Below are 22,178 nucleotides of genomic sequence, written 5' to 3' on the forward strand. Positions count from 1 at the left end.
ATTCAGGCCAGCAGTAGGCCGCCGTCGACGGTCAGGATCGTTCCCGTGACGAAGCTGTTCTGCATCAGATGAAGATGGGCCGCGGCGATCTGTTCCGGTTCGCCGATCGTGCCGGTCAGCGTGTGCTGCGCGAGGGTGGCGAACAGTTCCGTGCGCTGCGGTTCGGGGATGCCGTCCCACATCGGCGTGCGGACCGTACCCGACCGGATCGCGTTGACCCGGATCGGCGCGAGTTCGACGGCCAGTCCGCGGACCAGGCCCTCTGTCGCGGCCGCACTGGCGGCCGCGAGTGCCCTGCCCGGCGCCGGGCGGACGCCGATCGTCCCGGAGGTCAGCGCGATCGAGCCACCGGGCCGGATCCGGGGCGCCGCGTACTTCACCGCGGTGATCGCGCCCCAGAGGCGGACGTCGAACAGTGCGCGCGCGGCGGCGAGCGGGGTGTCCTGCAATCTGCCGGGAGGCGCCGCGTCACCGGCGGTGAAGACCAGGTGGTCCAGCTCGCCGACGTGTTCGAACAGCGCGATGACGTCGTCCTCGCTGTGCAGGTCCGTCACGACTCCGTCGCAGCCGTCCGGTAGTCCGGCCAGCGCTGTGTTCAGGCGCTCCTTACTGCTGGACGCGATCGTGACCGCCGCACCCGCCGCCGCCGCGGCATGGGCGGTGGCCAGTCCCATCCCCGAGCTGCCGCCGATGATGACGATCCGCTGCTCGGTGAGAGTTGACTCGGACATTGTTTCTCCTGCTCTTCGGCGATGATGTCGCACGGGCGAAGTGATGACTCAGAGTGTCATCGTAGCAGTGATGACACTCTGAGTCATCAGGTTAGGATGGTCGTCATGCCGCGATGGGACCCTCTAGCCGAGGAACGGCTGCGTGCGGCCGCGCTGGAGTTGTATGCCGAGCACGGATACGAGAACGTCACCGTCGCGCAGATCACCGAGCGGGCCGGGCTGACCCGACGCACCTTCTTTCGCTACTTCGCCGACAAGCGCGATGTGCTGTTCGCGGGATCCGACCGGCTGGCCCCGGCGCTGGCCGAGGCGGTCCAGGGTGCGGACGCCGCGCTCGCACCCTTCGATGCCGTGCTGGCCGGTCTCGTGACGGTCGGCGATCTGCTGGCCGAGCGCGTCTCGTCGACTGCCGCGCAACGTCGCGCGATCGTCAAGAACAGCCCCGAACTGCGGGAACGTGAGCGGACCAAATTCGCCGCCGTGGCCGATCTGCTGGCCGACGCACTCGAACGACGTGGTGCGTCGAGTTCGGAGGCGAGTTTGCTGGCCCAGGTCGGGATCGCCATCTTCGTCGAGGCATTCGCACGCTGGGCCGATGACACGCAGTCCACCGGATTGGCGGAACTCGTGCGCGAGGTGTCGGCCGAACTCGCGGCCCATCTGGGGGCCGCTGCCCGCGCAACGGATCCCGGCCCACGGTGATCTTCGAATTCGGTGTTGCGCGACCTGATCAATGCGGAGGCGGTCGGTCATCCTCCGACCGCGCTGTTCGGTCTCTACTGAGCTCGGGCCGAGCTCGGGCCGAATCTGCGAGCCGCCGGAGTCGGCGTGCGCTCCGACAAGTGCTCATGTCGGCTGGTCGGGGCGGGGGATGTCGGAGGGGAGGGGATGGTCCGGGTCGAGGGCGGGAAGTCCGTCGATACTGTGCGAATTGTCGCCGGCGATGCGGTGGGCGAACTTCTCGTCCGGCTGCCGGGCGTGGTGGGCGTCCAGGACCGGGCGTTCGCCGACGAGTTCGTAGTAGGGCACCGAATATCCGCACGCATCGGCGATGCGCTCGACCCGGATCACCACGACCGCGCGCACGCCGGGATGATCGGTGCCGAAATGCGTTCGAAGATCGGAGAATTCGGGATCGTCGGGCCGAACGACCCGGCCGGTGCCGAACAGTCGCAGAATCCTGGAGTTGCGGGTGAACGAGCAGAACATCAGGGTGATCCGGCCGTTCTCCCGGATGTGGGCGATGGTCTCCGCGCCGCTGCCGAACAGATCCAGATACGCGACCGTGTGATCGTCCAGGATCGCGAACGTGTCCTGATATCCCTTGGGCGACAGATTGACTCGTCCGCCTTCCGACGGCGCACTGGCCACGAAGAACATCGCCTGCGCCCGAATGAACTGCCGCAGTTGATCATCCAGCCGAGAGAACTCCTTGGCCATCGGCACACCTTCCCCTCGAACCTGCGGCCAGTGTAACGACCGGCCTCACATCAGGCCCAGATCGATCTCCACGGGAAACGGTGCGGACGCCTTGATCACCCCGGTGAACATTTCCCCTGATCGGTACGTCCCCGTGGCCGGGTCCAGCACGTAGGTGTAGACGATCGGAACACCGGTCGCGGCCTGTTCGATTCGCCAGTAGAACCCGATACCCGCTCGGGCATACTGTTCGACCTTCACGATCCGGTCGGTAGTTTCCGAACCCGGGGATACGACTTCGGCGACGAGCAGCACATGTTCGGGACGGGTGGGGGTGATATCGATCGTGTCTGCTCGATACACCACGACATCCGGTCGGCGATTGTGCAGCGGCACGTCCTGGAGTCGGACATCGAAGTCGGTATCGGCGTTCCAATCCGGTCCCGCGGCGCTGTCCAGCGAATTCGCTAGAATCCTGGCAAGGCGATTGTGGCGTTTGGAAGCGCTGGGGCTCACGACGACCATCCCGTCCACGATCTCGATCCCCGCACTCTGCTCCTCGGACCAGGATTCGTATTGCTCCACCGTGATCTGCTCGTGCATCCACGCGGGTGTTATCGACTGCACAGCCATAGCGCTCCTCCCGGCCATCCGTCGGGCGGGCCCGATCCCGCTGAACGCAGTGTACTTCCCGGATCGCGGTCGAAGACGCGCCGCGCGAGGATGTCCGAGGTCTCCGGCACGTTGCGGCTCAGGCTGATTGCTGGATGCGGATGATGCTGTCCGCGGGATTGCGGAAGGTGCGGTCACGGACGCTGTAGGGGTGGTCGGTGAGGTCCCGGAGGACGGAGACTCGGCGGAATTCGACTCCGGAAGGAATGGATTCTCGCCGGACCGCGATTGTCGAGTTGTTCCCGGCGGTATCGTGTATTCCGATACGGACTCGTTCGTGAGGATATTCACTGTGGTGTGCCGTTCCGGCAGAAGGAATCTGGCGCGATACCGCTCGCGGGCGACGTTGTCGCAGGTCGCGCTCGTGTGGACCGGGTCGGAAGTTAGGGTTGTAAAACCTTGGTGTGCAATGGGTTACCTCATTTCGGCTAGCCTTCCATTGCTGGAATGAAGTGCGGGAAATGGTTACCGTTATTTCGTGCTGAGAGATGAGGCAGTGCTGGACGAGCGGGTTGTGGTTGCGCCGGTGGCGCATCCGGAACCACACGGTATCGGGTTGGCCGCGCGGTTGAATTGGCTTCGGGCGGGAGTTCTGGGAGCCAATGACGGAATTGTTTCCGTGGCGGGGATCGTCGTGGGTGTGGCGGCGGCCACGGCCACCCGGTCGACAATTCTGACCGCGGGGATCGCGGGGCTGGCGGCGGGGGCGGTATCGATGGCGCTCGGGGAATACGTGTCGGTGAGTACCCAGCGCGACAGTGAGCGAGCGATCCTCGAGGTGGAGCGGCGCGAACTCGTCGAACAGCCGGAGGCGGAACTGGCCGAACTGGCCGCGATCTACGAAGGCAAGGGCCTCTCGCCGGCGACTGCGTGGAAGGTGGCCGAGGAACTCACCGAGAACGACGCCTTCACCGCACACGCCGAAGCCGAACTGGGGATCGACCCGACCGACCTGACCGATCCCCGGCATGCCGCGTTCTCCTCGGCACTGTCGTTCACCCTCGGCGCACTGCTGCCGCTACTGGCGATCCTCACCCCGACGGCGATTCGCGTCCCGGTGACGGTGGTCGCCGTGCTGGTGGCGCTCGCGCTCACCGGGGCACTGGGTGCGCGGCTCGGGCAGGCTCCCGTGCTGCGAGCCACGGTGCGGGTACTGCTCGGCGGCGCGCTGGCGATGGCGAGTACCTACCTGATCGGCCATCTGGTCGGCCTCGCCATCTGACCTGGGGGCCCGGCGATCACACCTCGGCCGGGATCCGGTCCCGCTTGCGCGCCTCGCGCGCGAGCGACCGATCCCGCTGTTCCTCGAACCGCAGACAATCGGCCTGCAACTTCTGCAGGAATTCCCCGAGCTCATTGCGGATTCGATCCCCGCGCGGCCCGAAATCGTTGCGCTCGAACACATTCCACTTGCGCAGCACCGGCATCACCACCTCTTCGAGGTGCTGGCGCAGATCGTAGATGCCGTGCTTGGCCATCAGCACGCCGTTGCGCCGCCAGTCCGGCATGCCCGCGCCGGGCATCTGGAAGTTGCACACGATCTCGGTGATCGCCTCGAGCGCCTGATCCGGCGAAAGGTCCAGCGCCGCACCGCACATGTTGCGGTAGAAGATCATGTGCAGATTCTCGTCCGCGGCGATGCGCTGCAGCATGCGGTCGGCGATCGGGTCGTCGCACGCCTTGCCGGTGTTCCGGTGTGAGACGCGGGTGGCCAGCTCCTGGAAGGTCACATAGGCGACCGAATGCAGGAACCCGCGGTCGCTGACCTGCTCGACGGTTCCGCCGCCCTCCCGGATCATCTTCACCGGGTTGTACCCCTGGGTCATATGCGTCATCCGAGCCTGTTCCAGCGCAACGGGATCCACCGCCCGGGTGACCACCAGATAGTCCCGGATGACGATGCCGTGCCGGTTCTCCTCCGCGGTCCAGCGGCCGACCCAGGTCCCCCAGGCCCCGTCCTTGGAGAAGTTCTCCGAGATCTCGCGGTGGTAGGAGGGCAGGTTGTCCTCGGTGAGCAGATTGGTGATCATCGCCGCCTTGGCGATCTCGCTCAGTGTCGACTGCGCCGGGTCCCAGTCCTGCCCGTCCATGGCGGCGAAGTTGCGCCCCGCGTCCCAGGGCACGTAGTCGTGCGGGTGCCACGCCTTGGCCATGGATAGATGCCGGTCGACGTTCTGTTCGGCGACGGGTTCCAACTCCATGAGCAGTTCGAGCTGTGTGAGGTTCCTGGCCACGATGAAGCCCTTCCTCCAAGTCGGATCGGCGAGTGGGACGGTGCGCGAAGAAACCGGTAGAGTGCAATAGCGATCGGATAGCTGCGCATCACACGGCAACCCCGATCGGTTCCGCCCCCGATAATGTAGTCCGACCCAGCCGGGCGCTCGAGGGCAGGAGGGTGCGTCGCGTTAAAGAGGACAAAACTCCTGCTGAAGGTATGCTCGATCCCCGGCGCCCTGCCGAGCCGGCTGTCGTGCCTGCCGTTGTCGGTGCTCCAACGTTTCTCACCAGGTGTATTCGCCGAAGGATTGCCGTTGAAAGCGAGTCGAGCATGACGAGTGTGAGCAGTAAGGGTTTTCCCAGTGTGGTCGTCACCAGCATGGCGGCGACCACGTCGATCGCCGGTGATGTGGATTCCACCTGGAAGGGACTGCTCAACGGCGAGAGCGGGATCGATGTCCTGGACGACGAGTTCATCGAGCAGTTCGAACTTCCGGTGCGCATCGGCGGCCATCTGAAGGCCAAGCCGGAGGAATCGCTCCGCTGCGAGGAGGCTCGGCGGCTGTCCTACGTGGAGCAGATGGCGCTGGTGCTGGGGCGTGAGGTCTGGCGCAACGCGGGCAGTCCCGAGGTGGACCCGCAGCGGCTCGGGGTGTCGATGGGCACCGGAATCGGCGGCGTGGAGATCTACATCGATGTGACCAACCGGATGGCTCGCGGCGGCTATCGCAAGGTCTCGCCGCTGGCCGTGCAGCAGATCATGCCGAACGGCGCGGGTGCGGTCGTGGGACTGGAGGTGGGCGCGAAAGCCGGTGTTTCGACGGTGGTTTCGGCCTGTTCGTCCGGTTCGGAGGCGATCGCCAACGCCTGGAAGACGATCGTGATGGGCGATGCGGACGTGGTCGTCACCGGCGGGGTGGAAGGTTCCATCCAGGCCGTCCCGATCGCCGCGTTCACCATGATGCGCGCCATGAGCACCCGCAACGACGAGCCCAAACGCGCCTCCCGCCCGTTCGACAAGGACCGCGACGGATTCGTCTTCGGCGAGGCCGGGGCGATGATGGTGCTCGAGACCGAGGAACACGCCCGTGCCCGCGGCGCGAAGATCCACGCGCGCCTGATGGGAGCGGGAGTCACCTCCGACGGTTTCCACCTGGTCGCCCCGGATCTCGAGGGCAAGGGCGCCGCGCGGGCGATCAAGCGGGCCATCGAGACCGCCGGTTTGTCGAAAGACGATGTGACACATGTGAATGCGCACGCCACCGCGACCTCGGTCGGCGACACCGCCGAGGCGCTGGCGATCAACTCCGCGATCGGCAACCACGCCTCGGTCTACGCGCCCAAATCCGCGCTGGGACATTCGATCGGCGCGGTCGGAGCGCTGGAATCCGTACTCACGGTGCTCAGCATCCGCGACGGCGTCGTGCCGCCGACGCTCAATCTCGACAACAAGGATCCGGAGATCGACCTGGACGTCGTGACCGGACAGGCCCGCAGTGCCCGGATCGATTACGCGGTGAAGAACTCCTTCGGCTTCGGCGGCCACAACGTGTCGCTGGCATTCGGCCGGTACTGAGCCGGAACCGTCGAAGCTCCTGCTACTGTTCGGGCTTCGCGGTGTCGATCTGTGTTCGATTGTCATCGCACGTCCGCTGGGCGTGCGTGAAAAAGGATAGGGAATGATCGGCGAGACCTTTGACGACTATCTCGATGAGCAGGGCAATATCTCGATCCGCAGCGATGCGACCATGATCGATTTCGTCGACAAGCACAGTGCGGCAAGCGCCGACGACCTTGCCTACCGCTACATCGACTATTCGCGCGAGCGTGACGGCGAGTACCAGGAGCTGACCTGGGGCCAGTTCGGCGTCCGACTGCGCGCGGTCGCGGCGCGACTGCAGCAGGTGACCGCACCGGGCGATCGGGTCGCGATTCTGGCACCGCAGGGACTGGATTACGTGGTGGCCATGTTCGCGGCGGTCTACGCGGGCAATATCGGTGTGCCACTGTTCGATCCGGAAGAATTGGGACATCCCGGTCGCGTGTATTCGGTGCTGCGCGACTGCCGCCCCTCGGCGATTCTGACCGCGAGTTCGGCCGCGGCGCGGGTGCGCGAGATCTTCCGCGAACTCCCGGCCGCGCAACGCCCCCGCATCATCGCGGTCGACGCGATCCCGGACAGCGTCGGCGAGAGCTGGATCCGCCCGGACGTCAAGATCGATGACGTGGCCTATCTGCAGTACACCTCGGGCTCCACGCGCGTGCCCGCCGGTGTCGAGATCACCCATCGCGCAGTGGGCACCAACCTGCTGCAGATGATCGACGCTCTCGGCATCGACGAGACCGCGCGCGGGGTCACCTGGCTGCCGATGTTCCACGACATGGGGTTGTTGTGCGTGATCCTGCCGGTGGTCGGCGGCGGATTCATCACCATCATGTCGCCGAGTGCCTTCGTGCGCCGCCCGTACCGGTGGATCAAGGAATTGGCCGCCGCCTCGGACGGCGCGTCGACCTACGCCGCCGCACCGAATTTCGCGTACGAGCACGCGGCGGTGCGCGGCCTGCCGAAACCGGGCGAGGATCTGGATCTGTCCAATGTGATCGGCCTGATCAACGGCAGCGAGCCGGTGTCGGTGACCTCGATGACGAAGTTCAACGACGCGTTCACCCCGTACGGGCTGTCCAAGACCGCGATGAAGCCGTGCTACGGCATGGCGGAGGCGACGTTGTTCGTCTCGGCGACCAGACGCGCGGACGAGGCGATGGTCGTTCACGTCGACCGGACCGAACTCAACGCCGGGCGGATGATCGAGGTGGATTCGACCTCGGACGGCGCGGTTGCGCAGGTGTCGTGCGGCTATGTCGCGCTGTCGCAGTGGGCGACGATCGTGGATCCCGAGACCGGGGCCGAACGCCCTGACGGCCATGTCGGTGAGATCTGGCTGCACGGGGACAACATGGGCATCGGCTACTGGGGCCGGGAGCAGGAGAGCGCGGAGACCTTCCGCAACCGGCTGACCGCGCGGCAGCCGAACAGTCACGCGGAAGGCACTGTGCCGGAAGCGGATTGGATGCGCACCGGTGATTTCGGCGCGTACTACGACGGCGAGTTGTACATCACCGGCCGGGTCAAGGATCTGGTGATCGTGGACGGGCGCAACCACTATCCGCAGGATCTCGAGCAGACCGCGCAGGAGGCCTCCAGCGCGCTACGGCCGGGATTCGTGGCGGCGTTCTCGGTACGGGCGCAGGAGTTGCCGGCCGCGATGCGTGCGGACGGGGTGTCCGCGGGGTCGGAACATCTGGTCGTCGTCGCCGAGCGCGGCACCGGCGCGGCGAAACTGGCGCCCGAGCCGATCGCCGAGGTGGTCCGGGCGGCGATCGCGGCCAAACACGGTGTGGCGGTGTGGGATCTGTTGCTGGTCCCGGCCGGGTCCATCGCCCGCACGTCCAGCGGGAAGATCGCGCGACGCGCGTGCAAGGCGGCCTATCTGGAGGGGACGCTGCGCGGCGGACGCCGTCAGCAGGAGTTCCCGGACGTCGAACCGGAGTAGCGGCCGCCTCGCGTGCACCGCATGTCCCTGGTACGCCGCAGTCTCAGGCACGCCAGAGCTGATCGCCCGAGCGGGAGATGACGATGTTGGGCACCACCGCGCGGGCGGACAGCCGGGAGACCGCGAGCACCATCTCGGCGATGTCCGCGGTGGGGAGCATGGCGGAGGGCTCTAGTTCACCGTGCTTCCACGCGGTCATATCGGTGTCGACGTAGCCGGGGGAGATGGCCGTCGCACTGACGCCGCGCGCGGACTCCTCGAGCGAGACCGTTTCGCACAGCGAGATGAGCGCGGCCTTGGTGGCACCGTAGAGGGCCAGGCCGGCCTCCCCGGCGACACCCGTGATCGAGGCGAGCGCGACGATCTTGGCCCCGCGCCGCGGGTCGGCCTCGGCCCTGGAGCGCAGCAGCGGCAGCGCCGCCTGGATGAGCGCGAGCGGGGCGCGGAAGTTGACGTCGAGCATCCGGTCGCGGGCCTTGGCGGTCAGTTCCGCCACCGTGCCCACGCTGCCGGTACCTGCGTTGAGCACCAGCAGATCCAGGCCGCCGAACCGCTCGGCGTGCGCGTCGACCAGCTCGGTGATCCGCGCTTGTTCGGCCATGTTCGCCGCGAACGGGTGGATCTGCGCGCCGGTCTCCCCGTGGATCTCCTGCGCGGTCTGCTCGAGGGTTTCGGCGGTGCGCGCGGCGATGGTCACCGCGTATCCCTCTCCGGCCAGGCGGCGGGCGACTTCGGCGCCGATACCACGTGAGCCGCCGGTGACCAGTGCGCTGCGAACAACCGTCATGACCCAGCCTTCTCGATGATGCGGAACGATGATCTCGAGGTTAAGTTAACACGGGTTCGCCCTCTGTCGATCTGCTGGGCCGGTCGATCGCCGACGGCCGGACGAATGCTTGCCGCCAGCCGCCGCTGCCGGGGCATCGGCGGGTGCTCGCAGGCCCCGGTCCGGTCCATGTCCGGCGGCGATCTGTGGCAGACTCGGCACCGCACGATGCGGCCGCTCGACGACCGTGCGTGGAAGGGTATGCGGGAGTTGGGATTGCGATGGAGCTGAGCACCATCGAGCGCCAGGTGGCGCAGGACAGGCGTGCCGCCACCCAGGAGCGCTCGGCCGAGGCCGATCTGCGCCTGGCCGCCTCGCTGTGTGATTTCGCCCGCGCCCTGATCGCGACGAAGAAGGACGGTTCGGACCGGGATCGGTCCCCGGGCTCGCTGGAACCGGCGCAGGAGGCGGTGTTGATCCGGCTGCGCTGGCTGATCCGGGGACAGGTCACCGCGGAGTTCGCCGGGCAGGTGCAGGAGGCGCTGCGGCTGTTCGAGGAGGCCGCGCGCACCATCGGTCACCGTGAGCTGGCGACGTCGACCATTCGGCAGGCCTGCGACGCATATCACCAGGTGGCCCAGAAGTATCCGGCCGCGGCCGCGGTCTGCGCCGACGGGCTGTCCAAATGCGGTGTGTGGCTGTGCCGGTTGGATCCGTCCGCGGCGGTGGACGCCAGTGCCGAGGCGGTGCGCATTCGCGCGGGTCTGTTCGCGGCCGATCCCGACCAGTCGGGCCGCTACTATCTGGCGAGCCTGAACATGTTGCTGCGGACGCTGATGATCGGACGCTCGCGCAAGCAGGCGCTGGCGATGTACCGCGAACGGTATTCGGCCTGGACCAGCCAGCCGATGACGAGCCGGTTGCGCGCGACCCCCATCGCCGAACTCGACTTCACCAGCAAAACCGTTGCCGCACTGGGGAAGCTGGAGTGTCAGACGCTCGAGCGCGCGGGTTATCTGACCCAGCAGCAGATCCTCTACCAGACCTCCGGCGATCTGTCGACGATCGAGGAGATCAACTGGAAGCTCGGCCTGGTCGGGCTCAAACCCCTTGCGGCCGGGGCGCTTCCGGACCTGCCGTCCAAGCCGGTGGAGATCGCCACCTCCTTCGGCGCGATCGCGGTGCGTTGCACGAGTCCCGATGCGGTGGCTCAGGTTCGCGCGGCCGTCATCGCCGCCTACGCGGTCGACGGCGTGCAGCCCACCACCAGCACCTCCTTCCAAGGTGTGCACGAAACGCATTGGCACATCCCGGATCCGAAGATGAATCTCACCGAAAACCTCGGTGACGACGTGGTGCTCGTGCAGCGCTGCGGCGGCAGCTGGATCTCGGTGGCCAGCCTGTACTGGGAACTCACCCCCAGCGGTAGAAACCCATTGGCTCTGCGGCTTTCGCAGAAGTGGCCGGTGATCACGGTGAACACCACCGAGCACATGTCCTACGAATTGTGCTGGTACGCAGATGGTGTCGCCGCTCAGTATGCCGCTCTGGGGCGTCCGGCCGGACAACCCGCACTGGACAAACCCCTGGCCCCCTTGAACTTCGCGGTCCTGGCCGACTACGGCGCGGACTACGCCTCGGAGACCCAGGTCCGTGCGGCGTTCGGCAACACCGCGACGTTCTCCAAGCTCACCAATCTGCCGACCAGCGGCATCCGGCAGGCCGGGCAGGCGCATGCGCTGGCCGATTACGGCGACCGGGTGTTGTTCCTGCGCAGTACCGGATCGGATTGAGTCGCGATGTCGGATCCTGCGTTATCGCAAGCGGTTACGCCGCGGTGGGAGTACGGCGGCCGTTACTACGTGGTGTGGCGGGTCACCGACAGCGGTGAGCAGGACACCCTGGGCTGGGAACTCGAGGACGTGGGCCCCTCGCCGGGGCGCGGTATCGTACTCGAGGCGTTCGGACAGGACGCCTCCGGAGAATTCGTGTTCACCGCCTTCACCGACCAGCCGCTGCCGTTCGCCCTGGTCCACCGGTTCGTCGTCGAGGCGGCCCGGGAGATCCCGGCGCAGTAGCGGGCCACGCCCCGGTGCAGCGGGCCGGGATGAAAACGCGGCACGTCCATGTTGGACAGTTGTCCGTCCTTTTACCGGGCGGTGACGAATGACCTGTGTCGATAGGCCATGGTTCGGTGCGATCCTGCGGTGAGAACCGCCGACCTCGGGTCGCCCAGTTCCGCCGACCTCGGAAAACGCCGACGCCGACTCCAAGGCCGCGGCCCGGGTCGATTCTGGACCGAGTGGAGCGGAGGAGCGAAGCGGGGGAGCGGAGGGAGGGAAGAATCGGCCCTTCGGGGGCCGCGGCCCCGCCGGAGCGAAGCGGAGGCCAACAACACAGTAATCGATTTGCGATGGGGTGCCTGGGCGTATGTATAGTTGGCTTCGGCAACTAGTTGTATGCGCTAACCAAGTCTGCAGATCTATGGGAGAAGGTGAATCCCCATGACCACTATCGGCCTCGACCCCGAGGTACCTGCCGTCGGCTCCGGCAGTACAGTCCTCGACGACGCCGATCGCCTCGGCACCCAGTTGGTGCGGTTCATGCGGGCACTGAACCGTGCGAAGACACAGATGTCCAAGCACGGTCCGGACGGATTGGACAGACTCGCATACTCGGTGCTGTTCTGCCTGGTCCACGACGGCCCGCAGCGTACCGGCAAGCTCGCCGAGCAGCTGCACGCCGAAATCTCCACCATCAGCAGGCAGACACGATCCCTCGTCACGCACGGCATGGTCGAACGCCGGGCGGACCCTGTCGACGGCCGCGCCTGCGTGCTCGCCGCCACCGAGGAGGGAGTGCGCGTCTTCGAAGAGACTCGCCGGCAACGGAACCTCTGGCTCGCCGGAATCCTGGCCGACTGGCCCGCGACGGAGCGGTCCGATCTCATCACACTTCTCGACCGGCTCAACGCCGATATCGAGACAGCCCCATCGCTGTGTACAGCCGAACCGAAATAGGGTTTGAACAATTATGACGACTTCGACAACCGAGGCGCCGGTGGCTCGGTCCGGACCAGTGGAGGAAGAGAGTACGTTCCTCTCCCACCGCCAGGTTCTGACGGTGCTGTCGGGCCTGCTGCTGGGCATGTTCCTGGCGGCGCTGGATCAGAACATCGTGAGCGTGGCGATCGTTCGGATCGCCAACAGCCTGCACGGATTCGATCAGCAGGCCTGGGCCACAACGGCCTATCTGATCACCGCGACCATCAGTACCCCGCTGTACGGCAAGCTGGCCGACATCTACGGTCGAAAGCCGTTCTTCCTCACCGCGATCGGCATCTTCGTCATCGGTTCGGCGGCTTGTACGTTCGCCACCTCGATGTACGAGCTGGCCGGATTCCGTGCCTTCCAGGGCCTGGGCGCCGGTGGTCTGATGTCGCTGGCGATGACCATCATCGGTGACATCGTCCCGGCCCGTGAGCGCGTGCGCTACCAGGGCTACTTCATGATGGTGTTCGGCATCTCCACGGTGCTCGGGCCGGTGCTCGGCGGCTGGTTCTCCGGCTTCGACCACCTGTGGGGCCTCGAGGGCTGGCGCTGGGTGTTCCTGGTCAACGTGCCGATCGGCATCATCGCCCTGGGGGTGGTGGCGCGAGTGCTGAACGTGCCGCATCGAAGGCAGAGTCACAAGGTCGACTGGTGGGGTGCGATAGCGCTCGCGATATGTGTCGTCCCGCTGCTGATCGTGGCCGAACAGGGCCGCGGCTGGGGCTGGGGCGAGAGCAAGTCGATCATCTGCTACGGCATCGGCGCGGTCGGGCTGATCCTGTTCATCTTCGTCGAATACGTGATGAAGGATGCGGCGCTGATCCCGCTGCGGCTGTTCAAGAACTCGACCTTCAGCGTCGTCATCGCCGGCGGATTCATCGTCGGTATCGCGATGTTCGGTGCGATCTCCATGGTTCCGCTGTACTGGCAGGTGGTGCGTGGCTACTCGCCGACCTCGGCGGGTCTGCTGATGCTGCCGCTGGTGGCGGGCATCATGATCGGTTCGCTGATCTCCGGGCAGGTCACCCGGTTCACCGGCCGGTACAAGGTCCTGCCGGTGGTGGGCACGTTCATCATCGCGCTCGGCGCGCTGCTGTACTCGCAGGTGCACTACGACACCGCGATCTGGCAGCCGCTGTTGTTCAGCGCCGTCATCGGCCTGGGTCTGGGCTGCTGCATGCAGACGTTGATCATCGCCGCGCAGAACGCGGGCCCGCGCTCGGACATGGGTGTGTCCACCGCGTCGGCGACGTTCTTCCGGCAGATGGGCGGCACCCTGGGTGTCGCGGTCTTCCTGACGATCATGTTCAACCTGCTGCCGCACAAGATCATCGACGCGTTCGGCGGACATCTGCCGGCCGGGTTCGACACCTCGAAGCTCGGCAGTATCCAGAGCAATACCAGCAGCATCGCCTCGCTCCCGGCGATGGTGAAGGATCCGATCCTGATCGGCTTCACCAACTCCCTGCACGGCGTGTTCTACTCCGCTGCCGGGGTGGCGCTGGTGGCCTGCCTGGTGCTGTTGTTCATGAAGGAGATCCCGCTGGCGGACCCCAAGGCCGCTGCGGCGAAGGCGGACGAGCCGATCGACGCCCCCACGAATTCTTGGGAGGAAAGTCAGGTCTGGGAGGGTGCGGCACAGGCACTCTCCGAGCCGGAGCCGGTGCTGGCCGGTGCGGTCGCGGGCAGGCATGCCGCGATCGTGCGCAATGGCAACGGCGCGGCTGCGCATACGAATGGAACGGCGGTGTCACAGATGGCCATAAGGAGTTCGTCGGCCGGATTCGCCTCGGCGGACGGCGAGGTTCGCACGATCGGCGGTCGGATCAGACGCGAGGACGGGCGGCCGGTCGCCGGCGCCGCGCTCACGCTGATCGATACGCGCGGTCACCAGGTGTCCCGGGCGACCGGTGACGCCGAGGGCGGCTACACGATCGGTGCGCCCACGTCGGGCAGCTATGTCCTGATCGTCTCGGCGGGCGGACATCAGCCGTCGGCGGTCAACGTGACCGTCGGCAACGGGTCGCAGTCGCTGGACGTGGCCCTGCAGGGTTCGGGCGAACTGTCGGGCGTGGTGCGCTCGGCCGGACGCGGTGAGCCGCTGCCCTCGGCGACGGTTACCCTGACCGATATGCGCGGCGAGGTCGTCGGCGCGGCGGTCACCGGACAGGACGGCGCGTACGTCTGCCACGGCGTGGTGTCCGGGGTCTACACCCTGGTCGCGGTCGCCGATCACATGCGGCCCAACGCGCTGACGCTGAGCGTGCCCGAGAGCGGGCTGCTGCGGCACGACATCGAGCTCTCGCCGATGACGGTGCTGTCCGGTGCGGCCTGGGCCAACGGGCACGCGGTGCCCGATGCGCAGGTGACGGTGCTGGATGTCAGCGGCACGCCGGTCGCGACCGCCCGCACCGATGCGGACGGCCACTACCTGGTGTCCGATCTGCCCGAGGGCGAGTACACCGTGGTGGCCAGCGGCTACCCGCCGGTGACCAGTCAGGTCACCGTCGCGGGCGGCGAGATCAATCACGATGTGCGGCTCGGCTACGAGGAGGCGACGAAGCAGTCATGAGTGGACTGACGGCACGTATTCACACCACCGAAGGGTGGCCGGTACCGGACGCGGTGCTGACGGTGACCGATCTGAGCGGCCGTCAGCTCGCGCGGGCGACGGCCGGAGCGACCGGGGAAGTGGCCACCGAGCCGCTGCCCGCGGGCGTGTGCACCGCCATCATCACCGCGCCGGGTTTCCAGCCGGTGGCGCAGGTGGCCCGGGTCGGTGCGGACGGCTCCGGTCGGCTGGGACAGATCGTCCTGGCTCCGGAGGCGGGGACCAATCCGGCCCCGCCGGCCGGTCCGTGGACCATCGACCCGGTGCACTCGACGGTGATCGCGACCGCGCGGCATCTGGGCATCGCCAGTATCAAGGCACGCTTCGCGGAGGTGAGCGGTCGGCTGAACATCGCCGAGACCCTGGAGAATTCGACGGGTTTCGCCGAGATCAAGACCGCGAGCATCGATACCGGCATCGGCATGCGCGACGACCACCTGCGGTCGCCGGACTTCCTGGATGCCGAGGAGTATCCGGTGATCTCGTTCAGCGGCAGCGGTTTCCGCCGCGTCGGCGGTGACAAGCTGGTGATGGCGGGCGAGTTGACCCTGCACGGCCAGGTCCGCCCGATCGAGCTGGACATCACCTACGGCGGCTACGGACCCGACCCGTGGGGCGGTGTGCGCGCGGCGTTCCACGCCGAGATGCAGTTGCACCGCAACGATTTCGCGATCGACTACAACGCCATGGTGCGCGCGGGCATCGCCGCGGTCGGCACCACGGTGAAGATCGATCTCGACATCGAACTCGTCCAGGGTGATCAGCTGCCTCAGATGTAGTGCGAATTCCTTTGGGCCGCCCCGATTTCCGAACCGGGGCGGCCCATTGTCGGATCAGGGCGGTCTTCGCGGCGGTCAGCCTCGGAGCAAGGGATGCGGCAGGGCGCTGATCTCGGCGGGGTGGGTGACCGGTGCGGTATGGGCGACCTCGTCGAGCAGGACGAGTGGCTCCGGCGTTCCCGGGCGACACTCTTCCCGGCTCCGGGATCGCCATCGGGCACGGTCCCGCGTATGGTCGGTTGACCGCGGCGAACTCGGGCGGCGCGGTAACCACCGGTGAATCGGTCGTCACGGTCCGGGACTCGGCTCTTCACACAGATGCGGTGTCGAGCCGTGTGCTTGTTCACCTGCTGGATGTGTCGTCGAGGGATCCTGTTGTCCAGTGTGCGAGCCGCGAGCGCCGGCGGTCGGCCACGACCGGTCGCGAGCAGCCGGACAGAGCCGTCGGGTGTGGTGGCACGGATCCCGGAGAACCGAATCGAAGCAGAACGGCAGGCGTGCGTGGTACTGGAGCATTCAGCGGGCGGGGTTGCGCTGCAATCCGCTTCGGAAGTGAACATCTCGGTCGAACATGTTGTGGCGCAGTCCGATTCGATCGGAGCGCGGGGTAGCGACTATGCGGCGCTGATGCGGCGGGTGCGGTCCGCCGGACTGCTCGAGCGACGGGTGCGGTACTACGTCCGGCTCGCCGCGATCGCCATGACGGTGCTGGTGGCCGGGTGGGTGGTCTTCGTCGTCGTGGGTGACTCGTGGTGGCAGCTGGTCACCGCCGCCGTGCTGGCCGCGACATTCACCCAGTTCGCCTTCCTGGGCCACGATGCCGGGCATCGGCAGATCTTCCGCACCCGGCGGGCGAATCACCTGTTCGGTCTGATCGCCGGGAATCTCTGTATCGGGGTGAGCGTCGGCTGGTGGACCAGTAATCACAACCGGCACCACGCGCACCCCAACACCGAGGGGGCCGATCCGGACATCATGGGCGTGCTGGCGCACTCCGGCGCTCGGGCCGCGATCGGGCGGGGCGTGCGGCGGCTGATCTTCCGCTACCAGGGGTGGTTGTTCTTCCCGATGTTGTTGCTGGAGGGCGCGAGCCTGCACGGCGCCAGCGTCAAGGCCGTGCTGCGGTGGCCGATGCGAGATCGGGGCTGGGAGGCGTCGTTGCTGGCCGCGCACGCGGTCGGCTATCTCGCGCTGGTCGCCGCGGTGCTGCCGCCGGGCAAGGCGCTGGCGTTCATCGCGGTGAATCAGGGGCTGTTCGGGTTGTTCATGGGCTGCACCTTCGCGCCGAATCACAAGGGGATGGCCGTGCTGGGGGAGGGGGAGTCCATCGACTTCCTGCGTCGTCAGGTGCTGACCTCCCGCAATGTCCGCGGTGGGCCGGTGATCGACGTCGCGATGGGCGGTCTGAACTATCAGATCGAACATCACCTGTTCCCGTCGATGCCGCGGCCCAATCTGCGCCTGGTCCGGCCGCTGGTGATCCGGTTCTGTGCCGAACGCGGAGTGCCGTACTGCGAGACCGGGTTGCTGGAGTCGTACTCGCAGGCGTTGCGGCATCTGAACGAGGTCGGCAAACACGCCCGGTGATCGGCCCGGCCGGAGTGTTCTCGCGACCCTCCCCGGCACGGGCGGACGATCCGCTGTGCTGAGGTGAGCGATCGGTGTCGGCAGTGTGTGGACGGTCGGTGCACTGAGGCGAGAGGTAATATTCCCTTTCGCGTATATACCTGATGAAGTATATTGAACAGGTGGCAGCCGATCCGTTCTCCGTGGTCGCCGAGCCGCAGCGTCGGCGGATACTCGATCAGCTGCGGACCGGGCGGGCAACCGTCGGTGAGCTCGTCGATCGGCTGGAGTTGTCCCAGCCGACGGTGTCCAAACATCTGAAGGTGCTGCGCGAGGCGGGTTTCGTCACGTATGAGGTGGCGGCGCAGCGGCGGGTCTATCGTCTGGCTCCCGGTCCGTTCGAGGAGCTGGACGGCTGGCTCTCGCCCTATCTGCGGCTGTGGCACCACCATCTCGACGCCCTCGGGCGCCACCTCGACAGAAAGGATCGGCCCTGATGAGCACGCAATCCTATCGACCCAGCCCCCTGCACCCGGTCGAACTCGTGGACGCCGGCGGGCAGTGGTCGCTGGTGTTCACTCGCGATTTCCCGCATCCGCCGGAGGCAGTCTGGTCGGCCCTCACCGATCCCGGCGAACTGGCCGAATGGGCGCCCTACACCGCCGATCGATCGCTGGCGGCGCTCGGCCCGGTGACGCTGATCATGATCGACGGCGAGACGAAACTCGAACTGCCGGGCGAGGTTTCGCAGGTCGACCGACCGCGTCTGCTCGAATACACCTGGAGCGGTGAGATATTGCGCTGGGAGATCACCGAAACCACCGGTGGCACAACGCTTCGCCTGACTCACCACCTGTCCGACCGCGCCCAGGCCGCGATGATGGCCGCGGGCTGGCATCTGTGCCTGGACGTCGCCGCACTCCTGCTCGCGGGCACGCCCATCGGCCCGATCGTCGGCGCGGACGCGATGAACAACGGCTGGTCCGAACTGAATCGCGCGTACTCGGCCGAACTGGGCGTGGAACCGATCGAACCGCCGCTGTCCGGCGACGCGGGGCGCTGAGCGCGGACGCCCCTGGACTGTGGAACAGCATCGCCTGCCGCAAACGCTATCTGGACGACCGGCTGGCCGAAGCGGTCGACGCGGACATCGAAGCGGTGGTCCTGCTGGGCGGATAGGGCTGAGTATCACCGCTGTTGGGGGCCCGGCGATCGATGTGCTGTGATTCGTCGGCGAATCGACCGGTGGTGAAGATGCGGGACGGCTGGAGAGTGGATGGCGACGGCGGGTGGCGGCGGCAAGTTGAGCAGGCGTGTCGTCCTGGCTTCGGCATTGACCGCGGCGTGGCTGGTCGCGGACGGCTCCTCGGACAGCTTCGGCGGGGACGGCAACCGGAGCGCGGCGGGGGTGATCCGCGGTCGGGCGCACACCGATGTGCTGTTCATCGGGGCGCATCCGGACGACGAATCGTTCAACCTGTCCACGTTCGGGCAATGGCGGGAAAACCTCGGCTGGAGCACCAGTGTCGTCACCATCACCCGCGGTGAGGGCGGCGGCAACGCCGTCGGGCCGCAGGAGGGACCGGAACTGGGGCTGATCCGCGAGACCGAGGAGCGCCGGGCGGTCGGCATGGTCGGGATCGAGAACATCTACTACCTCGACAAGCCGGACTTCTGGTACACCCTGTCCGCGCCGTTGACCGCGAGTATCTGGGGTGAGCAGGACACCTTGGCGCGCCTGGTGCGGCTGGTACGTCAGATCACGCCGCACACGATCGTGGTGATGGATCCCCGGCCGTTCAATCAGCATGGCGGCCATCAGTTTTCGGCGCGTCTCGGGATCGAGGCCTTCCGATTGGCAGCCGATCCGCGGGCGTTCCCGGAGCAGATCACCGTCGAGGGGCTGACGTCCTGGCGCACGAACCGTCTGCTTGCCCAGAACTACGGCTTCGGATCGTTGCTCGGGCCGAACCCGCCGGGGCAGCAACGCACCGATCCCGAGACCGGGTTGCCGGTCGTCGGGGTGTGGTCCGGCACGCACTCGGACGAACACGGAACCACCTGGGCGCAGGTCGAGCGCAACGCGGCGCGGTTGTACTGCACGCAGGGTTTCGCCGCGATGCCCGCGCAGGTGTCTTCGGATCCGCAACAGCTCGACTCCGATTGGTTCAGCGTGCTGGCCGAGGACGGTCGGTTCACCGAAGTTGCCGTGCATCGGCAGACCGGGCTCGAGCCGTTGTACGCCGAATTCTGTACCTGGGCGGACCGAGTCGGACTGCCGTGGCTGGCCAACCGGGTCCGGCCGGACTACCCGCCGAACCCGGCGACGACGATCCCGGCCGTTGCCGTCGCCCCGACGCTCAACGGCACCGAGGGCCCCGGTGAATACCCGGGCCCGGAACTCCCGCTCGCGGTCTGGCAGGGCGATGACCGGTGCACCGCGACGGCGAAGGTGTCCAGGTACGGCGACGAGTTGTACGTGCTGGTCGACGTGACCGACCACCGCAAGGGCGCCACGCTGGCATGCGACGACGTGAAACGGCACTGGCGCACCGACTCGGTCGAGATCACCATCGATCCGCGCGGTGACTCCGACGACACGTCGACCACGCTCAAGGCAGGCATCCTGCCGTATACCAGCGGCGGGTGTGGTCCGGCCGCCGAGCGTGACGGCGACAATCATCAGGGTCCGGTGCGGGAGACCGCGCCGGGAATTCAGGTGGCCGCGGTGGTCACCGAGCCGTATCGGGGATACACGGTCGAGGTGAAGATCCCGTTCCGGGAATTACCGGCGCCGGTCGATCCGGCGGGGTTCGCGATGAACATTCTGGTCTACAACTCCGACACCGACGACAAGGTCGGCCAGACCCGCCTGGCCTGGTCGCCGTTCGGCAGCCCGCAGGCCGACCCCTACGTGTGGGGTACCGCGACACTCGCGGACTATCGGCCCGCGGCAGACGGGCCGGCGACCAGGATTGCGCCCGTGATTCCGCAGGCCGCAGCGCGCAGCGTCGATTCGCCGGCTGCGCTGGCTCAGGTCCGGCGTACCGGAGTGTCGATCATGAGCGCGTCGCGGTCGGTTGCCGCTCGCTAGCTCGAGTTTCCGGCGCTGTGGAGTGCGCACGAACTGGGGCATAGGTTAACGGGCCGTTAATCAGCGGCATGTGCATGTCACAACCTCATCAATGAGCCGTTACGTGGCGACGAAGACCTTGCTGAGAGTTCAATCGTGAGTTAACGTGCCGTGTACAGCAAATTCAACGCTGGATTCCGGGGACTGTCGAGCAGCCCTGATGCCCGATCGACCAATGGGACACACCTCTTTTCGAGCGAGTGTCCTCGGCACCCCGGAGACTGCTATGCACACCAATCGGATAGTCGGCGATTCACCTGCGCCGACCTCGGTCACCACCATCCACGGCAGCAAGTCCACTCGTCGGCCACCATGCGCGGACGGCCCCGACGACTGGGACATGGACTCCGGAAACCCGGACTCGTGGCGAACGGCCGTGCGAATCTGCGCCGAATGCCCGCTGTACACGAACTGCCGCGAGCTGGCCGAAACCCTGGCTGCGCGCGGCAACGGTCCCCGGGGCATGATCTGGGCCGGCGTCGCTTACGACAGCATGGGCAAGATCGTGGAGAATCTGGACCGGCATCGGGTCGCCTCGATCGATCACAAACGGCCACTGCGAATTTTCCACAACGGCGAACGCCCGGTTCGTGCCGACTCCGCATCGTCCACGCCGCGGCGGCGTATTGTGCTCGGGCATCGGCTGCGGCCGACCGGGACCGGCCACTGACCGTTCCCGGGCATGACGGCGAAACATACTGTGGCGGTGGGATATTCATGACAATGTTGGCGTTGGAGATCGGCCCCGAGGGTCTCGCGGCTGGTCCGGTTGCCCCGGGGGCCGATGATGAGGACATTCAGCGGATTCCGATCCCGGCCACCGATGTCTGGGACGCCTGCCGGGACCTGTTACTCGACGTGGCCAAGGACGATGAGGTCACCGCGGTGGGTATCGCGTCGGCGGGGCCGATCGATATGGGCGCCGGAGTGATCGCGCCGGCCGACATCGCCGAATGGCAGACGGGATTCGGCATCGTCGAGGCGGTGCAGAAGATCTTCCCCGTCGCGACGGTTCGGCTCGCGCTCGACGGCGTGTGCGTGGGACTGGCCGAGCGCACCTTCGGCGCGACGCAGACGGCGATGGACGCACTGTCGATATCGGTGTCGCACCGAATCACGGCCGGTGTCATGGTGGGTGGTTTCGTCGTCGTCGGTCGTACCGGCAATGCCGGGCACATCGGACACGCACTGGTTCCGGGATTCGACGACCCGTGTGAATGCGGCGGTCGCGGTTGCTTGGAGACCGTGGCCGGCGGCGCCGCGCTGCTGCGCTGGGCGCGCAGCCAGGGCTGGGTGGGGAACTCGCTCGGCGCGTTGACCGAGACGGCCAAGGTCGGTGACGAGATCGCGGCCCAGGCCCTGGGGCGTGCCGGTACGGCCCTGGGGCTCGTGATCGCCTCGGTCGCACCACTTCTCGACATTGATCTGGTCGTGGTCGGCGGCCAGGTCGCGCAATCGGGTCCGGCGCTGTGGAGGCCGCTCGCCGCGGCTGTGGCGACGCACGCGCGGCTCGGTTTCCTGACCGGCCTGCGGGTTCTTCCCTCGGAGCTCGAGGGGTTGGGGCCGCTCGCGGGCGCCGGCGTCCTCGCGATGACCGCGGCCGAGGGGTAATCGGCGGGGCGCCCGGCCGACGATTCACGCCGGGCGCCCTGTTCCTCGAATCACCTGCTGTAGCAGGCA

The 22,178-nt window shown here is 67.0% G+C and carries 21 protein-coding genes; 16 read left to right on the forward strand and 5 right to left on the reverse strand.

The window, feature by feature from the left end:
* Positions 1-2 precede the first annotated feature (2 nt).
* On the reverse strand, positions 3-731 hold the full coding sequence (locus tag ON40_RS46655; protein WP_040832463.1) for an SDR family oxidoreductase: 729 nt from the start codon (positions 729-731) through the stop codon (positions 3-5).
* A 105-nt stretch (positions 732-836) separates the two neighbouring features.
* On the opposite strand from ON40_RS46655, the gene ON40_RS46660 reads away from it, so the two are divergent.
* Positions 837-1,433: a TetR/AcrR family transcriptional regulator gene (locus tag ON40_RS46660; protein ID WP_040832662.1), complete on the forward strand. Its 597-nt coding sequence runs from the start codon at positions 837-839 to the stop codon at positions 1,431-1,433.
* Positions 1,434-1,577: 144 nt separating this feature from the next.
* On the opposite strand, the gene ON40_RS46665 is transcribed toward ON40_RS46660, so the two are convergent.
* Together ON40_RS46665 and ON40_RS46670 are read right to left on the reverse strand one after the other, a co-directional pair.
* Positions 1,578-2,171 carry a pyridoxamine 5'-phosphate oxidase family protein gene (locus ON40_RS46665; RefSeq protein WP_040832464.1) on the reverse strand — a complete coding sequence of 198 codons (594 nt, stop codon included), beginning with the start codon at positions 2,169-2,171 and terminating at the stop codon, positions 1,578-1,580.
* A gap of 45 nt (positions 2,172-2,216) precedes the next feature.
* Entirely contained in the window at positions 2,217-2,783 is a 567-nt protein-coding gene (locus ON40_RS46670; protein WP_040832465.1) for a Uma2 family endonuclease, read from the reverse strand.
* Between the two features lie 520 nt (positions 2,784-3,303).
* Here ON40_RS46670 and ON40_RS46675 point away from each other — a divergent pair.
* On the forward strand, positions 3,304-4,044 hold the full coding sequence (locus ON40_RS46675) for a VIT1/CCC1 transporter family protein (protein WP_373282097.1): 741 nt from the start codon (positions 3,304-3,306) through the stop codon (positions 4,042-4,044).
* 16 nt (positions 4,045-4,060) lie between these two features.
* Here ON40_RS46675 and ON40_RS46680 read toward each other — a convergent pair whose 3' ends face one another.
* Positions 4,061-5,056: an acyl-ACP desaturase gene (locus ON40_RS46680; protein ID WP_040832466.1), complete on the reverse strand. Its 996-nt coding sequence runs from the start codon at positions 5,054-5,056 to the stop codon at positions 4,061-4,063.
* A 314-nt stretch (positions 5,057-5,370) separates the two neighbouring features.
* Here ON40_RS46680 and ON40_RS46685 point away from each other — a divergent pair, with 314 nt between their 5' ends.
* Together ON40_RS46685 and fadD32 are read left to right on the forward strand one after the other, a co-directional pair.
* Positions 5,371-6,615 (forward strand): KasA/KasB family beta-ketoacyl-ACP synthase, encoded by a 1,245-nt coding sequence (locus ON40_RS46685; RefSeq protein WP_040832467.1) that lies wholly within the window; start codon positions 5,371-5,373, stop codon positions 6,613-6,615.
* Positions 6,616-6,718: 103 nt separating this feature from the next.
* Positions 6,719-8,593, forward strand: coding sequence for a long-chain-fatty-acid--AMP ligase FadD32 (gene fadD32 / locus ON40_RS46690; protein WP_040832468.1), 1,875 nt, complete (start codon positions 6,719-6,721; stop codon positions 8,591-8,593).
* 43 nt (positions 8,594-8,636) lie between these two features.
* On the opposite strand, the gene ON40_RS46695 is transcribed toward fadD32, so the two are convergent.
* Positions 8,637-9,380: an SDR family oxidoreductase gene (locus tag ON40_RS46695; protein ID WP_040832469.1), complete on the reverse strand. Its 744-nt coding sequence runs from the start codon at positions 9,378-9,380 to the stop codon at positions 8,637-8,639.
* A 260-nt stretch (positions 9,381-9,640) separates the two neighbouring features.
* Here ON40_RS46695 and ON40_RS46700 point away from each other — a divergent pair, with 260 nt between their 5' ends.
* The 12 genes from ON40_RS46700 (at position 9,641) to ON40_RS46750 (ending at position 22,109) form a co-directional block, all read left to right on the forward strand.
* The gene (locus tag ON40_RS46700; protein ID WP_040832470.1) at positions 9,641-11,152 is read left to right on the forward strand and encodes a hypothetical protein; all 1,512 of its coding nucleotides are present in this window, start codon (positions 9,641-9,643) and stop codon (positions 11,150-11,152) included.
* Between the two features lie 6 nt (positions 11,153-11,158).
* Positions 11,159-11,437: a hypothetical protein gene (locus tag ON40_RS46705; RefSeq protein ID WP_040832471.1), complete on the forward strand. Its 279-nt coding sequence runs from the start codon at positions 11,159-11,161 to the stop codon at positions 11,435-11,437.
* A gap of 426 nt (positions 11,438-11,863) precedes the next feature.
* Positions 11,864-12,379 (forward strand): MarR family winged helix-turn-helix transcriptional regulator, encoded by a 516-nt coding sequence (locus ON40_RS46710; protein WP_040832472.1) that lies wholly within the window; start codon positions 11,864-11,866, stop codon positions 12,377-12,379.
* Between the two features lie 13 nt (positions 12,380-12,392).
* The gene (locus ON40_RS46715) at positions 12,393-14,981 is read left to right on the forward strand and encodes an MFS transporter (protein WP_040832473.1); all 2,589 of its coding nucleotides are present in this window, start codon (positions 12,393-12,395) and stop codon (positions 14,979-14,981) included.
* The gene (locus ON40_RS46720; protein WP_040832474.1) at positions 14,978-15,799 is read left to right on the forward strand and encodes a YceI family protein; all 822 of its coding nucleotides are present in this window, start codon (positions 14,978-14,980) and stop codon (positions 15,797-15,799) included. Before ON40_RS46715 ends, ON40_RS46720 begins: the two co-directional genes overlap by 4 nt.
* 552 nt (positions 15,800-16,351) lie before the next feature.
* Positions 16,352-17,386 (forward strand): fatty acid desaturase family protein, encoded by a 1,035-nt coding sequence (locus ON40_RS46725; protein ID WP_245568296.1) that lies wholly within the window; start codon positions 16,352-16,354, stop codon positions 17,384-17,386.
* A 161-nt stretch (positions 17,387-17,547) separates the two neighbouring features.
* A complete protein-coding gene (locus tag ON40_RS46730; protein WP_083896482.1) occupies positions 17,548-17,862 on the forward strand; it encodes an ArsR/SmtB family transcription factor in 315 nt (104 codons plus the stop codon).
* Positions 17,862-18,428 carry an SRPBCC domain-containing protein gene (locus ON40_RS46735; RefSeq protein WP_040832476.1) on the forward strand — a complete coding sequence of 189 codons (567 nt, stop codon included), beginning with the start codon at positions 17,862-17,864 and terminating at the stop codon, positions 18,426-18,428. Before ON40_RS46730 ends, ON40_RS46735 begins: the two co-directional genes overlap by 1 nt.
* A gap of 17 nt (positions 18,429-18,445) precedes the next feature.
* Positions 18,446-18,544 carry a class I SAM-dependent methyltransferase gene (locus ON40_RS55370; protein ID WP_373282098.1) on the forward strand — a complete coding sequence of 33 codons (99 nt, stop codon included), beginning with the start codon at positions 18,446-18,448 and terminating at the stop codon, positions 18,542-18,544.
* A 97-nt stretch (positions 18,545-18,641) separates the two neighbouring features.
* Positions 18,642-20,459, forward strand: coding sequence for a sugar-binding protein (locus tag ON40_RS46740; protein WP_083896460.1), 1,818 nt, complete (start codon positions 18,642-18,644; stop codon positions 20,457-20,459).
* A gap of 265 nt (positions 20,460-20,724) precedes the next feature.
* Positions 20,725-21,168 (forward strand): hypothetical protein, encoded by a 444-nt coding sequence (locus tag ON40_RS46745; protein WP_040832477.1) that lies wholly within the window; start codon positions 20,725-20,727, stop codon positions 21,166-21,168.
* A 47-nt stretch (positions 21,169-21,215) separates the two neighbouring features.
* Positions 21,216-22,109, forward strand: a complete 894-nt coding sequence (locus ON40_RS46750) for an ROK family protein (protein WP_040832478.1) — start codon at positions 21,216-21,218, stop codon at positions 22,107-22,109.
* Positions 22,110-22,178 lie beyond the last annotated feature (69 nt).

This window comes from Nocardia jiangxiensis NBRC 101359 (assembly GCF_000308615.1).
Taxonomy (GTDB): Bacteria; Actinomycetota; Actinomycetes; order Mycobacteriales; family Mycobacteriaceae; genus Nocardia; species Nocardia jiangxiensis.

Excerpts from the sequence above, each read along its gene's own strand:
- ON40_RS46655 (WP_040832463.1), bottom strand. The coding sequence starts at position 731 with ATGTCCGAGTCAACTCTCACCGAGCAGCGGATCGTCATCATCGGCGGC.
- ON40_RS46660 (WP_040832662.1), top strand. The coding sequence starts at position 837 with ATGCCGCGATGGGACCCTCTAGCCGAGGAACGGCTGCGTGCGGCCGCG.
- ON40_RS46665 (WP_040832464.1), bottom strand. The coding sequence starts at position 2,171 with ATGGCCAAGGAGTTCTCTCGGCTGGATGATCAACTGCGGCAGTTCATT.
- ON40_RS46670 (WP_040832465.1), bottom strand. The coding sequence starts at position 2,783 with ATGGCTGTGCAGTCGATAACACCCGCGTGGATGCACGAGCAGATCACG.
- ON40_RS46685 (WP_040832467.1), top strand. The coding sequence starts at position 5,371 with ATGACGAGTGTGAGCAGTAAGGGTTTTCCCAGTGTGGTCGTCACCAGC.
- fadD32 (WP_040832468.1), top strand. The coding sequence starts at position 6,719 with ATGATCGGCGAGACCTTTGACGACTATCTCGATGAGCAGGGCAATATC.
- ON40_RS46695 (WP_040832469.1), bottom strand. The coding sequence starts at position 9,380 with ATGACGGTTGTTCGCAGCGCACTGGTCACCGGCGGCTCACGTGGTATC.
- ON40_RS46700 (WP_040832470.1), top strand. The coding sequence starts at position 9,641 with ATGGAGCTGAGCACCATCGAGCGCCAGGTGGCGCAGGACAGGCGTGCC.
- ON40_RS46705 (WP_040832471.1), top strand. The coding sequence starts at position 11,159 with ATGTCGGATCCTGCGTTATCGCAAGCGGTTACGCCGCGGTGGGAGTAC.
- ON40_RS46710 (WP_040832472.1), top strand. The coding sequence starts at position 11,864 with ATGACCACTATCGGCCTCGACCCCGAGGTACCTGCCGTCGGCTCCGGC.
- ON40_RS46715 (WP_040832473.1), top strand. The coding sequence starts at position 12,393 with ATGACGACTTCGACAACCGAGGCGCCGGTGGCTCGGTCCGGACCAGTG.
- ON40_RS46720 (WP_040832474.1), top strand. The coding sequence starts at position 14,978 with ATGAGTGGACTGACGGCACGTATTCACACCACCGAAGGGTGGCCGGTA.
- ON40_RS46735 (WP_040832476.1), top strand. The coding sequence starts at position 17,862 with ATGAGCACGCAATCCTATCGACCCAGCCCCCTGCACCCGGTCGAACTC.
- ON40_RS46740 (WP_083896460.1), top strand. The coding sequence starts at position 18,642 with ATGGCGACGGCGGGTGGCGGCGGCAAGTTGAGCAGGCGTGTCGTCCTG.
- ON40_RS46745 (WP_040832477.1), top strand. The coding sequence starts at position 20,725 with ATGCACACCAATCGGATAGTCGGCGATTCACCTGCGCCGACCTCGGTC.
- ON40_RS46750 (WP_040832478.1), top strand. The coding sequence starts at position 21,216 with ATGACAATGTTGGCGTTGGAGATCGGCCCCGAGGGTCTCGCGGCTGGT.